Consider the following 16,176-nt stretch of genomic DNA (forward strand, 5'->3'; position numbering starts at 1 on the left):
GTGCAGCCGGAAGAAAAAAGCCCCGCACCGTCCTCGAGACGGCACGGGGCATGAATACTGTTCAGCCTCGTTCCTTCGTCTCGGCAGGCAACTTTAAGGCCCGAAGGCCGCCGGCTGTCTTCGACGGACGCAGCTTCTTTCTCGCTGCCGAGTGGAACTATAGCAGGAAAATGGAAAAGAAATCAAAGTCGTTGAATATGCCGCCGCCGATTCGGGATACTTCCGGGAAGGAGGATGTATGCCACATGAACTCCACGGAGTACAGCCGGCGCGGCTTCATGCGCAGCGCGGCCATCGTGTCGGGGGCCGGTCTCGGCGCCGCCGCAACGCCGCAAAGTCCAAAAACGCGGGGAAGGATGCTTTCGATGAAAAAAGCGCGTGAATCGCTCGGCGAGTTCCTGGCCGGGCTTGATATTATTGATTGTCACGAACACGTGCCCATCGAACCGGATCGTCTCGCGCGAGCCGTGGATGTTCTCACGCTCTTCAGCCTGTATGAATACGTGGACGCCACGTCGGCGGGCTATTCGCCGCGACCCGGTGAAAACCTGTTCGCGAACAACCTTTTTCTGGACACGGACGTTCCGCTCGACGAACGATGGGAAAAGGCATGGCCGCATCTGAAAAATATCCGTTACGGCAGTTATTTCCGTGCGCCCCAAATAGCCTTGCGCGATATCTACGGCATTGAAAAACTCGATGGCGCGACGTACCGGGAAGCCACGGAACGGATTCGGGCCAACAACACCCCCGGCCTGTACACGCGCATTCTTCGCGAGCGATGCCGCATCAAGACCTGCCTTGTGCAGAACGGGAAAATAAAGGGACAAGTCCCGCGCGATCTGCTCACACCTGTTTTTGTAAGCATGCCGTGGTACCAACTCCCGGATCCGAACTTCGTGCGTTCGCTCGAAGCCCAACGGGGGACGGCCCTGCCCGATCTCGATGCGTACATCGCCTGCTTCGAGCATGAACTTGAGGACGCGCGGGCGCAGGGCGCGGCCGGTTGCAAGATCGCCGCGGGCCTTTATCCCGACCCAGACCGCGGCGCGGCGGCAAAATCCTACCGGGACTATCTCGACGGCAAAGCGGCGGATCCAATTCTACAGGCCACTCTGCTCGATGTGCTTCTGACCAAGGCGGCTGAGTGGGACTGGCCCGTGGCGGTCCATTCCGGCGTCTGGGGCGATTTTCGTATGATGGAACCGAAACTGTTGATCAATCTGGTCATAAAGTACCCCGGAACCCGCTTCGACATCTATCACCTCGGCATGCCGTTTGTTCGCGAATGCCTCTTTGTCGCGAAAAACTTCCCCAATGCCTATCTGGACCTTTGCTGGTGCTATGTCGTGTCGCAGGAAATGACGCGGCAGACCATCAACGAAATTCTGGACACCGTTCCCGTCAACAAGATCCACGGGTTCGGCGGCGACTACATCTGGGGCGTTGAGAACGTCTATGGCCATCTCGTCATGGCCCGCGAAACCCTCGCCGATGCGTTTGCGGATCGCATCGGCCGGGGCCAACTGGATCTCGACGACGCAAAACACATTCTGCGGCTTTGGCTGCATGACAATCCGGCGCGGTTTTATGGCATCGGCTGATTCCACCAAAGGCCCGCGCTTGCAGATTACGGCGGGCATGCGGAAGATCCTCGATTACCCCCGGTTCCGCGGGCCTACTCGCATGCTAATCCTGGATGCAAATTACTTCTTCGAGTCGAGTTGGCGTCGCGCGGCGGAATCGCTGGGATGGGAGACGGCGTCCGTTCCCTCGGCGATGACCGGCGGCTTGACGCGCGAGGATGTACGGCTGTTGTTTACGGCGATAGGGGAGTTCAAGCCGGATTTCATCCTTGCCTCCAATTTTGCCGGCATGGACGCGGAAGCAATGTTTTCGCGCTTTTTCGAGGACGCGCGCATTCCCTATGTCAGCTGGTTTACAGATACCCCGCGCATGATCCTTTATGACCGAAAATTACATTGCTCACCGTACATGGTGGCCGCGACATGGGAACGGGCCTACATTCCCCATTTCAAACAACTTGGGTTCCGGCACATTCACTTTATGCCGCTTGCCACCGATCCCGCCGTATTTCAGGGCAAACCGTCCGCACACTACGGGCGCAACCTGGCGTTCGTCGGCACTTCCATGATCGCGGAAGCCGGTGAAGCCTGGGAAAAACTTGGACATCTGCCCGAAATAACCGCCGCGATACAGGACGCGTTCATGCAAGGCCGGGTCACGCGCGAACGGTTTGCCGAGGGAATAGAGGCCGTTTTGGATCCCACGTTGTTGACCCCTTGCACGACCAGCGAGCGACGCCATATCGAACTATGCCTCATTTACGAGGCCACGCGGCGTCAGCGCGCCGAAATGGTCCAGCGGTTGTCGCCCATGGGAATTGAAGTTCGTGGTGATGCGGCCTGGCAACGCATTTATCCCGCCGCTGGCGGATCGGTGGCGTATCATTCCGACCTTGCCGAGTATTACCGGACGACGGCCGTCAATCTCAATATCACCAGCCTTCAAATGAAAACCGCCGTCAATCAACGCGTGTTCGACTGCCCAGCCGCCGGCGGTTTTCTGCTTACCGACGCCCAATCCGATATCGCCGAATTTTTCGACCCCGAAACCGAAATGGCGGTGTACGCCTCATTCGACGAACTTAAGGACAAGGCCGAATATTACCTCCGCCATGCCGCCGAACGTGGAGCAATGATCGAGCGCGCACAGCGGCGAATTGCCGCGCATCACACGCATGCCCATCGCCTGAGGAAACTGGAGTCTTTTCTGAAAGAGCACATGCAGGCCGCCGAAACGCCGGAATGAAGGCCGTCCGAATCAAATGCTGTAGTCTTCGACGAATACGGACATTTCCCTGGCGGTCAGGAAAACATCGCTGCCTCGCTTGAGGGCGAGTTCGCGATACCGTTCCTGGCTGACCACGGCGTCAATGTGATCGCCGTCGGAGGTGACGAGTTCAAGTTTTACGATGGGGCCGGCGGGGTTGATGTGCTCGACGCGCGCGCGAAAATGTTCCTGGCCGCTCGAATGGGTGTGGACGTCGAGAAGGTGCGGACGGACGAAAACCTTGGCGCGCTGTTCCTCGGACGCCTCCCCGGCCCCATCGCCCAGGACGGGCTCCCCGTCGCGCATACGCGCATGGAACAGGTTGACATCGCCGAGAAAGTGGAAAACGAACGGCGTGGCGGGGCGGTGGTAGACGTCTTCGGGCGTGCCGACCTGTTCGATGGCGCCGTGGTTCATGACGACCACCCGATCGGCCACTTCGAGCGCCTCTTCCTGGTCGTGGGTCACAAACACGCTGGTCACGCGGATTTCGTCGTGAAGACGGCGGAGCCATCGGCGGAGATCCTTGCGGACGCGGGCGTCGAGCGCGCCGAAAGGCTCGTCGAGCAGCAAAACGGACGGTTCCACCGCTAACGCGCGGGACAAGGCGACGCGCTGCCGCTGCCCGCCGGACAGTTGGGACGGATACCGGTTCGCGAGATTGCCGAGCTGCACCATTTCGAGCAGCGACATCACGCGGTCGCGAATTTCCTTTTTGCCGGGACGCTGCGCACGAGGACGCATGCGGAGTCCGAACGCGACATTGTCAAAAACCGTCATGTGGCGGAACAGGGCGTAGTGTTGGAACACAAATCCCACGCGCCGATCGCGCAGCGATTTCCGGGATGTGTCTTCGCCGTTGAACAGGACCGAACCCGAATCGGCGGTTTCAAGTCCCGCGACGACCCGCAACAGCGTCGTCTTTCCGGAACCGGAAGGTCCCAGCAGGGCGACCAGTTCACCCGTCGGTACGGTCAGGCTGACATTGCGCAAGGCGGTAAAATTACCGAATGTCTTGGTGACGTCCCGAATTTCGATGCTCATTTCGGGGACTCCCCGGCGCTTTCGCCGGCTTTGTGATCGTGCGTGGCCTTCCATTCAACGAGCGATTTCGCGGCCAGCGTGGCCACCGCCAGCAGGCACAAGACGGACGCCACGGCGAAGGCGGCCGTGAAGTTGTACTCGTTGTAAAGAATTTCTACATGGAGCGGAATCGTATTGGTCAGGCCGCGGATATGGCCGGATACGACCGAAACGGCGCCGAATTCGCCCATCGCGCGGGCGTTGCACAGGATGACGCCATAAAGAAGGCCCCATTTGATGTTGGGCAGCGTGATGTGCCAGAACGTCTTGAGTCCGCCGGCGCCCATCAGCAGCGCCGCTTCCTCCTCTTCGGAGCCGAGTTGCTGCATGAGCGGGATCAATTCGCGCGCGACAAAGGGAAATGTCACGAAGACCGTGGCCAGGACGATTCCCGGCACGGCAAAGATAATCTGGACACCGATGGAATCGAGCCACGATCCGAATATCCCGTGCAAACCGAACAGCAGTACGAAAATAAGCCCCGCGATGACGGGCGACACGGAAAAAGGCAGGTCGATCAGACTGACGAGAATGCTTTTCCCGCGGAAATCGAATCGAGCGACCAGCCACGACGCCGCAATGCCGAATACAAGGTTCAGCGGAACGGCAATAGCCGCCGCAAGAACCGTCAGGTAGACAGCCGCGCGCGCATCCGGCTCCAGCAGCGCGGCCCAGTAGGCGCCCAAGCCTTTTTGCAGCGCCTGCACGAAGACCGCCGCCAGAGGCAAGGCCAGGAAAAATCCGAGAAAAGCAAGCGCAAGCACTGTGAAGATCCAACGGACCATCCGTTTTTCCGGCTCAGCTCGATAGGGAACGGGAAGAGCCATGAATCTTATCCTCGGAGGGCGCGGGAGCCGCTCCACCATTGGAGCAGGTTGATGGCAAAAAGCATGGTGAACGAGATCAGGAGCATGACCACGCCGAGCGCCGTGGCGCCCGCATAATCGAACTGCTCGAGCTTGGTCATAATCAGGAGCGGCGTGATTTCCGTCTTCATCGGCATGTTCCCCGAAATGAAAACGACCGATCCGTACTCGCCGAGGCCGCGCGCAAATGCCATCGCAAACCCGGTCAGCAGCGAAGGCACGAGATAAGGCGCGAGGACGTGCAGGAAGGTCTGGGCGGGCGTTGCGCCAAGGCTGCGCGCGGCTTCCTCGATGTCTTTATCGAGATCCTCGAGAACGGGCTGGACCGTGCGCACCACGAACGGAAGCCCGATAAAGGTAAGGGCGACGACGATTCCCAGCGGGGTAAAAGCCACCTTGACGCCAAGGGGATCGAGAAGACGCCCAATCCAGCCCTTGGGCGAATAGAGCGTTGTCAACGCGATGCCCGCCACGGCGGTCGGCAGCGCAAAAGGCAAATCCACCAGGGCATCCACAAAGCGTTTACCGGGAAACGGGTACCGGACCAGCACCCAGGCCACCAGAAGTCCGAACACGGCATTGACCGCGGCGGCGGCAAACGCCGCCTGCACGCTCAGGCGATAGGAAGCCACGGCGCGCGGCGAGGCGATGGTTTCCCACAATGCGTCCCACGAAAGCGTGGACGCCTTGAGGAACATTGCGCCGAGCGGTATCAGGACAATCAGGCACAGGTAGAAAAGCGTGTACCCGCCCGCCAGTCCGAATCCGGGCAAAACAGTTTGTTTCCTTGCCAGTATGGCCGAGTCTCCCTCCGGTTTCCGCTTGGCGGATCAGATGCCGCTTCCGCGCGTGTGCAGTCCGCACTCTTTATGGTGATCCTCGCTGAGTTGATTCATCCAGCGCCAGCGTCCCGCGCGCTTATCCTCGCCGGGGCGCGTTGGGGTCGAGCAAATTTGGCAGCCGATGCTCGTGTAGCCTTTGTCGTAAAGCGTATTGTAGGGCACACGATGATTGGCGAGGTATTCACGAACCTGTTCCTCGGTCCAGTCTATGAGGGGACAGAGTTTGAGTATTTCGCGCCCTTTGTGATCGATCAGGGCCGCCTTGGGCGTAATCATCCGGGCCTTGGACTGATCGCGCCGCAATCCGGTTATCCAGACGTCCACGGTATCGAGGGCGCGATCATTCGGCTCGACTTTCCTCACCTTGCAACAAAACTCCTGTTTGGCGCGGCTGTCGAAAAACAGGTACTCGCCATGATCGCGAATCATCTTTTCAAGGCGTTGCGGGTCGGGCTTGAAGCGTTCAATCGAAATACCGTAGCGCTGTTCGAGTATTTCCATCAGATCATAGGTTTCCCGTGGAAGACGCAAGGTGTCCACGGTTATCACGCGGAGGCCGGGTGCGACGCGGTGCGCCATGTCAATCATGACGCACCCCGTATTTTGGAAACTGGTGAATATCGCGGCTCGACGCCCATGTTGCATCAGGGCCCATTGAAGCATTGCCTCGGACCCAAGGCCATTCAAAGCCGCCAATGTCTCGGATATTTGAAGCGAGGCATTCATTTCGATGCTTCCTCATCTACCGCGTTGGCCGTGCTGTGCGCCCGACCGGGCAGGGCAAAGGCCTTTTCCGATCCAAAGTCAAAAAAATACGATTTCGGGAGATCTTCCGGCGGTTCTTCATATTGAGGCGCGCGCGCACGCACTTTTATCGGATCGATCTTGCCATTGGTCAGGCAGTCCGCCAACAGTTCAGGAATCCTTCGAGCGGGAACGGTGGCAATTTTCTCGCCGAGCCGGGCGCCTTGGCCGGAGAGGCTGCCGCCGACATAAACGGTGTAATGCGGCACGAGAACGCCCTTTATCCGCCGGGACGAACCCTGAAGTCCGACCTCCGCAATTTGATGGGCCGCGCAACTGTTCGGGCAACCGCTGATGCGGATCACCGGGGACGATGCGTTGTCAATTCCAATCCCGCACGTTTGAAAATGATCCCCAATGGCCTGCGCGAGGTCGCGCGACCGGCAAATGCCCAGTCTGCACGTCGAGGCGCCGGTGCAAGCGACGATTTTGGGGTGACCGTTCGCGCCCTTGTCCAGCCCCGCTTCCGCCAGCAATCCCAGCACCCTCGGAACAACCTCTTCCGGAATGCCGGGAATCAGCAGATCCTGGAGTTGGGTTGTCCGGATTTCTCCTGTTCCGAAACGAAGGGCGATTTCAGCCACCACCGACAAGGCGTCGGCGGTAATGTGCCCAAGGGCAAGGGGAACGGGAATGGTCCGTTGGTTGCCGGGGTGGGCTTCCTTTTTTCGAATGACGGGAATCTCACCAGGCAATCCCTGCGCGTGCAAAATCTCCCGTTCCTGGCGATACAAATCGAGGAAGGCTTCTTCCCCGGAATCCGCGAGGACATAACGCAGCCGGGCCCGGTTACGGTTCGCGCGATTTCCATATTTGTCGAAAAGACGGCGGATTGCCTCGGCCACCCAAAAAACGTCGCCGACCGGGACAAAGTCCTCAATGCGGATGCCGGCACGAGGATTGACGCCCAGACCGCCGCCCGCATGGACCGCAAAACCCGGTTCCCCGTCGCGTATGCGCGCAAAAAAACCAAGATCGGCCACCGAGGCCAGCGCGCAATCCTTCTCGCAGCCTGAAAACGCTATCTTGAATTTTCGGGGGAGCATGTACGATCGCTCGTTTTGAAGAAGATATTCCGCCACCGCCACCGCATACGGAGCCACATCGAAAAGTTCATCCGTGCAAAGTCCGGCGCCAAAGCAGGCCGTGATGTTGCGGACGGTATTGCCGCCGCCTCCGCGCGAAGACAGGCCGGCTTCAAGAAGGCTCTCGACGACATCCGGCAAATGCGGAACCGTCACACCGTGAATCTGGATATCCTGCCGGGTTGTTACATGCAAGATTCCACTGCCGTATTGGCGGCTCAATTCCGCAATACGAATCAGTTGCCTGGAAAGCGCGATGCCCGCGCCTATGCGAACGCGCACCATGAACCGCCCTTTCTCCCGATGTTCGTAAATGCCCATGCCCACATGATGAGAATGGAATTCCTTCTCGGGCATTTCACCGCGCAAATAAGCATCCACCACGTTCCGAAACGCCAACGCATCGTTTCGGATACGCTCCGGAAGGTGTAGGACCGACGAATCGTCATTCATGGCATTCAAAAAAGGCTCCTTATATAAAATTAGTATCTTGGTCATAATAACAATGATTATACATCCAAATATTCCATTTGTCAAATAAATGAATGAGTTACGACGAACCGGCTATCAAACGGAACGTATGAAACCGGCAATAAATTCAACCGGTGGGACTTTATTTTCTTTGTCCTCAACTTCTGTGCATGGTACACAGAAGTTGCGGACAAAGAAATCATATCCTTGATCAAGGCATTGCGTCTGAGCTACGTTAGCGGCCTTTAGCCACGGGAAAAGCGATCATTCGCTTTCGACTTCAATGTCAATGGCGAAGTGATGTTCTCCGGTTCGCGGGCATTTGACCAACCACTCGCCCTTGGGTGAAACAACGCCTGTGGCGGCGTTGACAGCTCCATTCGGCACGGCGGCGTTGGCGGTGACGATATGGAGATTGCTTTCCATGGCCCTTAATACAAGGTTGGATTCATGGTAGGGGGTGTGGATTTCGCTTCCGCCTGAATTGATGGAGTGGAATATGACCTGTGCCCCCATTTGCCCAAGCTTATAGGTGAGGCGCGGGTCGGGATAAGGCCCGCAACCTGGCGTGACCCACAGATCGTTACAAATCAGGCAGCCAAACACGATCCCATGACGTTTGAACACACGCAATTCGCCGCCGGGACTGCAAAACTTGCGGTCACCGCTTGTCGGGACCAGTTTTTCGTGTGTCCCCAGCAAGCGTCCGTTGTCGCCATAAATGCGGCTTTGGATATAGGTCTTGCCTTCTTCACGCGCGCCGGTGCCAATGATGGCCGTGACGTAGGCCTGACGGCAAGCCGCCGCAATCTGCCGCCATGCCTTTCGCACCGCTTGATCGCTGAACTCCCCGTGATACCCGGTCAGGCTCATTTCCGGGAACAGGATGAAGTCGCAATCACTCATCGCAATGTAATGCACAATCTTTTCCAAGTTGTCAGACAAATTCGGCGTAACGAACATTTGGACCCCGGATACCCTGATCGTGGACATCGTTTATCCTCCGTTTGTGTTCTTCCGTCGGATCATATCACAAGGTATGGACGGTCCAACAAGTTGACAAAACCATGTCCCAGCCGGTACTCTTATGGCACAGAGGGATGGCGCGGCTGACGGCCGATCGTTTCCGAAAGCGCGCGCTTCCGCTTGGGCGGTCGCGCAGGAGACGAATGGCCGCTTTTGTTATTTTGGATATCCACACGGTTCGAGCGAGGCAACGAATACATGGCAAGAGAACGCAGAAAAAAACATCCGCTGGCCGGAAAGCAGATGACCGGCGCGGACATGATTATTCAGATACTGGCGGACGAAGGCGTGGACGTGTTCTTCGGCTACAACGGCGGGCAAATTCTTCCGACCTTCGATGCGCTGTTCCGCTACAATGCGGCGCAGGGTCCCAAGGATCAGTTGAATCTCGTTGTGCCCGCGAATGAGCAGGGCGCCGGATTCATGGCGTCGGGCTATGCGCGGGCCACGGGCAAGGTGGGCGTATTCGTCGCGACGTCGGGACCGGGGGCCACGAATTGTACGACGCCCATTCGCGATGCGATGGCCGATTCGATTCCGCTCGTTCTCATTACCGGTCAGGTGCCGACCCACGCGGTCGGCACGGACGCTTTTCAGGAAGCGCCGGTGTTCAGTTTCATGGGCGCCTGCGCCAAGCATGTCTTCATGGTGTCGAATCCGCTTGAGTTGGAAGCGACCGTTCGGACCGCGTTTGACATTGCCCGTAGCGGTCGTCCGGGGCCGGTTGTGGTTGACGTGCCCAAGGATATGCAGAACTACACGGGACCGTTTCTCGGCGAGGGACGCCTTGAACGCCGTGGCTATGATAATCGAATTGCCTCCTTGCACGAGGCGCGCTTGTCTTCCCAGGAAACCGATGCCTTTTTCCGCCTCTTGGGCAAGTCGCATCGCCCGTTGATCTATGCCGGGGGCGGCGTTATTAGCAGCAATGCCACCAAGGAACTACGTGCGTTTGTGGAACGATTCCGCATCCCTGTGGTGACGACGCTGATGGGCATCGGCGCCATTGATACAACCCATGAGTTGTGCCTGCGGATGCTGGGCATGCACGGCACGGCCTATGCCAATTATGCCGTCGAGGATTGCGATTTCCTGATCGCCATCGGCGCGCGCTTCGATGACCGTGTGGCCGGAAAAGTCTCCGAATTCGCCCCGCACGCCAAGATCGCGCATGTGGACATTGACGCCGCTGAAATCGGGAAAGTCAAACAACCCGATTGGGCGCATGTCGGCGACGCGAAGATGGCGCTGCAAGACCTCATCGAAGCCGGCAAGGGGTTCCGCCGTGACTTCGGACCATGGTTGCGGCATGCGTTGAAAATGAAGAAAGACCATCCGCTCAATTACAACCGGGCCAATCCCCTGATTCAGCCCGAATTCGTAATCGAAACCCTCAATGAAATGACCCGCGGCAATGCGATCGTCTGCACGGGCGTCGGACAGCATCAAATGTGGGCCGCCCAGTATTTCGATTTTCAGCGGCCCCGCACGTTTATCGCATCGGCCAGCATGGGCACGATGGGGTTTGGTTTGCCGGCCTCCATCGGCGCGCAACTCGGTTCGCCGGGCAAGACCGTCATTGACGTGGACGGCGATGGCAGTCTCCGCATGAACATCGGAGAACTCGAAACGGCGACCAGCTATAACGTGCCCGTCAAGGTCCTCCTCCTGAACAATACCGGCGACGGCATGGTGCTGCAATGGCAGCGGCTGTTCTACGGCCACCGCTACTCGGGCACCGACAAATCGCTGCGCAAGAAGGATTTCGTGAAAGTGGCCGAAGCGGATGGATTCACGTTTGCACGGCGGGTTACCGAGAAAGAACACGTCAAAAAGGCTCTCGATGCCTGGCTCGGCCACGACGGACCGGCGTTTCTCGATGTCACGGTAGACCAGAATGCGGATGTGTTTCCCATGGTAGGGCCAGGCCAGGGATACAAGGAAATGATTACGGGACCGTATATCCGATCACGTGAAGTCCCGCATCCGGAACATATCGAAACCGCCGATCTGAACGAATTATAACGGGAAAGACTCGCGTATCCGGGGCGTTCGGTTCCGATTCGGACATTGCCGTCGAAAGTCTGATTCTATGGTACCGGAATAAAGATGGATTGAACGGCGGCCTGAAGATCCTTGGCGAGTTGGACCTTGTCGGTTCCACGGATGGGTTCGGGCGCGAAGCGCACCGTGAACTCGTGCCACGGAAGCGCCAGCAGTTTGACAAGGTGAATGAAAAACGAACGCTCCGGTCCCCATGCTTCCAACTCTGAATCGGGAATTTTGCCGTCCGGCGTTCGGTAATACGGATCGGGACCGAACAGGACGACCTTGGACGCCGGGGGATATCCGTCGGGTGTGCGGCATGTAATGCTCGCGTAATGGACCGGGCAACCGGTCTGTACGGCCGATTCGAGTAACGCCGGACGGAACCGCCGTACGGCGCGTCCCGGTCCAACCACGCCCTCCGGGGCAAGCAAAATATTGCCGCCGGCGCGTATCGTGGCGGTCATTTCGTTCACCAGCCTTGGAATCTGATCGGCGCTCCGTTCGGAGAAAATCGGATCCAACCCAAGAAACAGGCGGCCTAAAAAAGGAAACGTGGCGTCCTCGGATTGAACGACGCACCGCATGTCGCAGAGGGCTTCCATCACAAATAAATCGCCCCATGTGATATGGTTGGTCACAAGAAAATACGGATCGGGCGGCGGCGTGCCGACGGTCTTGACGCGCATGCCGAAAATCGGCAACATGCGTTTGAGCCACAGCCGTGCGATTCGCTTGCGAAGAGTGGACGAGCCGGACCATTCAACAACCCGAATCGCCGCCCAACAAACAAAAATCCAGCAGACGCCACGGATTAGCCGCGAAGCCACGCGAAAAGGGGCGTATCGATCCACGAAGGCGAAACTCCTGTGAAGGCCGGCACTCCAAGGAGTTTGCATACGACCTCGTACATGTCCGGGTTGTTGATTCGCGCCATGCGGCCCACGGCCGGCGGCGAAAAAGGTTCACATTGGCCGTTTTGATAAGCCATCCAACGAAACGAGGGATCTTCGAGCGGCGCGTCGAATCGAAACGCCGCTTCTCGGGGCCGTCCGTCCGGGGTTACTTCCCGCACCTCGACGATCATGCGATCGAAGTGAACGGTGTCGCCCGGCTTGAAGGGCTCCCGCGCGGGATTGCGGAACGCCAGCGTGTATTGGTCCGTCAGGAATTCGTCGCCATACCGGAGCACGAGGGTGCGTTCGTCCTCGCGGCGCACCGTCAACGTGCGCGAACCCGCCGCCAGTTCGTAACAGCGGCGCGGCGCGGGCATATCAACCGACATGCGCACCACGGGCACGAATATGCCCCAAACGTCGGCCAAGGCATTGACCAGCACCACGGTATCCTCGCGGACGGCGGGATCCGAGGGCATGCGATCCAAATCACGCCGGACGGTCTTCTCGACGGCCACCGGCGTCAGGCTCATCAACGGCATCCCCACCGCCGCCACGACCCCGTGCAAGGCGATCCAGCAGACCAGCAGGCCGTAGGCATAGCGTCTCCGGCGCGGGGATTCGTCAATACGTATGACGGAAGAATCCCGGATTTCCGAGGAAGAAGAATTGCTCCGGCCAAGACGCCATGCAATGAAAAGGGCCACTAGCGCCATGGCGCCGATGCTCGTGCACATCAACAAGCGCGCCTGGGGAAACACGGCACAGGTCGGCAACGGGGCCAGCAGCGTTCCCAGCGCCCAGAAGCGCGCCTCGGCGCGTTCTCGAAGCAAGGGCCAAATCAACCATCCGACCAGCCCCAGAAACGCCAACGCGCCTGCAAGATAGGCCGCCGACAACGGTCCCGGGAGATAGTTCCAAATCATCGGCTCCCCGGCCGCCAATTCCGAGAAGAGCAGCATCGGCCAGTACTGGATAATCTTGACGGCAAAAGCCGCGGGATCGGACAGCGGGTCCGTGTACAGGCGGGAACTGAACACACCGTATCCAAGCGCCTTGTACAGAATGCGCCAAAGCCCCACCACCACCAGGTAAGGCAGCAGCGTGGCAAACCGTTTGAAAAAAGCCCCTCGATCGATGAAAAGCGCATAGGCAAACAGATAGCCCCCCGCCGTCACCGCTGCCTCGCCGCTCAACAGGCCCAGCGCGAGTGCACACCATGCCAGATACATGCCCGGTCGCCACGTGTCGCGCCGCCAACGGTCATGAAAGTAAATCGTCAGCACCACAAACAATGCCGACAACAAGGCGTTGCGATTGGCCAGCCAACCAGCCGTGAGCCCATGGGGTATGTCAATGGCAAAAAACAATCCGGCCAAACCCGCCACCCACGGCCGGTAATCGAATTCCGAAAAACGCCCCCCCGGTTTGATGGAAATATCCTTGCGCCCCGTGGCATTCGGGCTGAAAATGCGCTGATAAAGCAGCGTCACGACATAGACCAGCAGGGCATAGATAAAAATGCTGTGAACGTGCATGGGCCATGCTGTATTGCCGAAGAGTTTCCAGTCAACCCAATGGGTCAATGCGGATAAAGGACGGAAGAACGCGACCTGCCAACGTTCCGGCGCCCACCAGGGCATGCCGTGTTCCATGCGGATTCGGTTCCGAACGGGGTCGCCGTCCGAAAACGCAAAAATATCCACAGGAGAACACTTTAGGGAGGGTTCTTCTGGAAATCCATCCATTACGACGTGAAAGTAGTGATCGTCCATGGAGAAGCCTCCCCAGATGGACGGCGTCAAGGCAAAAGCGCCAATCAAGGCCGCGCACCACGGCACACGCGCCGGGTGTGCATTGCACCAATCGCGCATATACACAATAGATTGTACCAATTTGGCCACGTATTGCTCCTTCCCAACAAAATGTGGACTTCGCCCACTATACCGTCCTAATTGAATTATGTTTCACAAGATATCGGGATGAATTGAGAAGATTGAAACAGGTATCTATAATGGTTTTCGGAATGGAGGGATTGAAACATGCGGAAGACGTTGCGGATTGCTGGCCATGTCGCCTGGTGGTCGTTGATGGCCTTGTTGTTGGCGGGGTTGTACTTCTTTTTTTTCAAAAACGGGCCACAACCGATCCGCTACGATTTGTTGCGTGTTCCAAAGGGCGCTCCGGAAGCGCAGCCCGGATTTCCAACGTTTTATGCGGCCGGTGTCCTATGGGCATTGGGCCTTGTGGATGTGATTGAATTCGAGAACGTGCCCATTCCACCGGGCGTCGTGTTGAAGAAGGACATTGAATACGGGCGTGTGGGGGATCGCCCGCTTCGGCTGGATCTTTATACGCCTGAAAACCTGGACCGCCCCGCTCCGTGCCTGATATTCATTCACGGGGGAGGCTGGGCCGGCGGCGACAAGAAGGATTATGCCTACTACTGCGTTCGATTCGCGCAACGCGGGTATGTTGTGGCCAGCGTCGGTTACCGGTTCGTTCAGGAAGCCCTTTTTCCGGCGTGTATTCAAGACGTAAAATGTGCCGTGCGCTATCTGCGATCGCATGCCGCTGAACATCATATTGACGCGGACAAGATGTGCGCCATCGGGGGATCTGCGGGTGGCCATCTTTCGCTCATGATCGGACTTTCGCCTCATGTTCCGGAACTGGAGGGCGACGGCGGCTGGCCGGGCGTCAGCAGCCATGTGGCCGCCGTGGTCGATCTCTACGGCCCGACGGATTTGACCGTGCCGGGTGATCGCAATCATCCGATTCTCCGGCGGGCCATGGGCAAAACCTATGAGGAAGCCCCGGATCTCTACGCGCTGGGATCACCCATCAAGTTTGTCACGCCGAATGCACCGCCGATCCTGATTTTTCAGGGAAACATAGACGACCTCGTGCCTGTCGCGCAGTCAAACATGCTCGCCGAAAAACTCCGATCCATGGGGCTGCCCTATTGGTACGACTGCCTTTATGGTATGCCGCACACAATGGATATTCTCCTGCGCACCAATGAGCGTTGCCAGTACATCATGAATGCGTTTTTCGAGACATATCTCAAGGGCAATCCCGTCGAGGTGGCAGAAGCCGGAAGGCGGTGAACGCATACATCTTGATGCTGCCGTTTTCCGTCAGTGCGGGAAACGATTTCATGAACGAGGCGGCATTGCCACGGGCGTTTATAAAATCAATACGGAGAGGGCCGTAAAACCGCCGAGAGCGGCCATCACAATGCCGAGATAGGCCCATCCAAGGATTCCGCCCCAAGGAAATATTTCATGAAAACTCCGCGCCTGTATGATAATGACGGGCATTCGAATCAAATCCCATACTCCGAACACTTCCGCCTTGCCCAATGCGATCCAGAATTTTCCCTCATTCGCGGAAGGCAGATAAGAGACCAGATAGTATTTCCCGTCTTGGGGCAATGAAATGCGGTCCATTTCGAATTGCCAATCCACCGTTCCGGTGAATTCCTCGTGAAACACGGTCGGCTCCCGGCCTTCGGTGGAGAATATCGCGGCGCCCATTCCCTCGGGAACCGTGAAGGGCAATTCAGGCGCGGGCGGCAGGCCGGGACCCAAAAGGGCCGTGGCCGGGCGGAGTCCGGCATATCGGTCTATCTTGGGCAAACCCATTTGAAATTCAAGCAATTGGCCGGCCTGGCCGTCAAACGTCAGCCAGAGCAAAGGTTGTCCCTCCTTGGCGTGATGATAGGCGACCCTGCTGACGGAAATGTCTTTCACCGCATGCGCCGTTTCGGCATCCGTTGGCCCGCCATTGATTACAATGGGATTATGTGCCCATGCCGCGATCGGCACCGCCGCCAGAAGGCAAGCCAGTCCCAATGCCCATCCTGTTTGTTTGATCATCCATCGCCCTCCTTGTTGGGGGTCAAACAGACCCAATTCCACTTTTGCTTGTCCAAAATAACACAAACAGGAGTGTTCTTATTCTTTGTCTTCGCGCATAGAAATGATCCCTGTGATCCGATTAGAATGAAGATCAATCGCCGGACGGTTCGATCAAGGGATGCGTGGCGAAAACAAAACCGGTTGTTGTGAAAGGCGCTGACGCTGGAATGGAAATTAAAATCGGCAAGTGTTCGCAGACATGCACGGCCTGCGGGCGTTCATTTGTTCATGAGGAGACATTGACTTCCGTGGCAAGAGTTGAGCAAGGTTCGTTGTTGCGG

At 57.8% G+C, this 16,176-nt stretch carries 13 protein-coding genes; 4 read left to right on the top strand and 9 right to left on the bottom strand.

Annotation, left to right across the window (positions count from 1 at the left end; all coding sequences use genetic code 11):
* Window positions 1-245 precede the first annotated feature (245 nt).
* Window positions 246-1,604, top strand: a complete 1,359-nt coding sequence (locus P5540_00190; GenBank protein ID HRT63217.1) for an amidohydrolase family protein — start codon at window positions 246-248, stop codon at window positions 1,602-1,604.
* Window positions 1,591-2,832 (top strand): glycosyltransferase, encoded by a 1,242-nt coding sequence (locus tag P5540_00195; GenBank protein HRT63218.1) that lies wholly within the window; start codon window positions 1,591-1,593, stop codon window positions 2,830-2,832. The genes P5540_00190 and P5540_00195 overlap by 14 nt, the downstream gene beginning before the upstream one ends.
* A 12-nt stretch (window positions 2,833-2,844) precedes the next feature.
* On the opposite strand, the gene P5540_00200 is transcribed toward P5540_00195, so the two are convergent.
* From P5540_00200 to P5540_00225, 6 genes are all read right to left on the bottom strand, one after another.
* Entirely contained in the window at window positions 2,845-3,897 is a 1,053-nt protein-coding gene (locus tag P5540_00200; GenBank protein ID HRT63219.1) for a sulfate ABC transporter ATP-binding protein, read from the bottom strand.
* Window positions 3,894-4,763, bottom strand: a complete 870-nt coding sequence (gene cysW / locus P5540_00205; GenBank protein ID HRT63220.1) for a sulfate ABC transporter permease subunit CysW — start codon at window positions 4,761-4,763, stop codon at window positions 3,894-3,896. The genes P5540_00200 and cysW overlap by 4 nt, the downstream gene beginning before the upstream one ends.
* A 5-nt stretch (window positions 4,764-4,768) precedes the next feature.
* Window positions 4,769-5,596, bottom strand: coding sequence for a sulfate ABC transporter permease subunit CysT (gene cysT, locus P5540_00210; GenBank protein ID HRT63221.1), 828 nt, complete (start codon window positions 5,594-5,596; stop codon window positions 4,769-4,771).
* Window positions 5,597-5,632: 36 nt separating this feature from the next.
* Window positions 5,633-6,370 carry a phosphoadenylyl-sulfate reductase gene (locus P5540_00215; GenBank protein HRT63222.1) on the bottom strand — a complete coding sequence of 246 codons (738 nt, stop codon included), beginning with the start codon at window positions 6,368-6,370 and terminating at the stop codon, window positions 5,633-5,635.
* Window positions 6,367-7,986: a nitrite/sulfite reductase gene (locus P5540_00220; protein HRT63223.1), complete on the bottom strand. Its 1,620-nt coding sequence runs from the start codon at window positions 7,984-7,986 to the stop codon at window positions 6,367-6,369. Before P5540_00220 ends, P5540_00215 begins: the two co-directional genes overlap by 4 nt.
* A gap of 282 nt (window positions 7,987-8,268) precedes the next feature.
* Window positions 8,269-8,967: a carbon-nitrogen hydrolase family protein gene (locus P5540_00225; GenBank protein ID HRT63224.1), complete on the bottom strand. Its 699-nt coding sequence runs from the start codon at window positions 8,965-8,967 to the stop codon at window positions 8,269-8,271.
* 261 nt (window positions 8,968-9,228) lie between these two features.
* Between P5540_00225 and ilvB the strand changes: the two genes are divergently transcribed.
* The gene (ilvB, locus tag P5540_00230) at window positions 9,229-11,055 is read left to right on the top strand and encodes a biosynthetic-type acetolactate synthase large subunit (GenBank protein ID HRT63225.1); all 1,827 of its coding nucleotides are present in this window, start codon (window positions 9,229-9,231) and stop codon (window positions 11,053-11,055) included.
* A 65-nt stretch (window positions 11,056-11,120) separates the two neighbouring features.
* On the opposite strand, the gene P5540_00235 is transcribed toward ilvB, so the two are convergent.
* On the bottom strand, window positions 11,121-11,930 hold the full coding sequence (locus tag P5540_00235; GenBank protein ID HRT63226.1) for a lysophospholipid acyltransferase family protein: 810 nt from the start codon (window positions 11,928-11,930) through the stop codon (window positions 11,121-11,123).
* Window positions 11,891-13,876, bottom strand: coding sequence for a hypothetical protein (locus P5540_00240; GenBank protein HRT63227.1), 1,986 nt, complete (start codon window positions 13,874-13,876; stop codon window positions 11,891-11,893). Before P5540_00240 ends, P5540_00235 begins: the two co-directional genes overlap by 40 nt.
* Window positions 13,877-14,014: 138 nt before the next feature.
* Between P5540_00240 and P5540_00245 the strand changes: the two genes are divergently transcribed.
* Window positions 14,015-15,082, top strand: a complete 1,068-nt coding sequence (locus P5540_00245; protein HRT63228.1) for an alpha/beta hydrolase — start codon at window positions 14,015-14,017, stop codon at window positions 15,080-15,082.
* Between the two features lie 78 nt (window positions 15,083-15,160).
* Here P5540_00245 and P5540_00250 read toward each other — a convergent pair whose 3' ends face one another.
* Window positions 15,161-15,853, bottom strand: coding sequence for a hypothetical protein (locus tag P5540_00250; GenBank protein HRT63229.1), 693 nt, complete (start codon window positions 15,851-15,853; stop codon window positions 15,161-15,163).
* Window positions 15,854-16,176 lie beyond the last annotated feature (323 nt).

This window comes from Candidatus Hydrogenedentota bacterium (assembly GCA_035450225.1).
In the GTDB taxonomy this organism is placed as follows: Bacteria; Hydrogenedentota; Hydrogenedentia; order Hydrogenedentales; family SLHB01; genus DSVR01.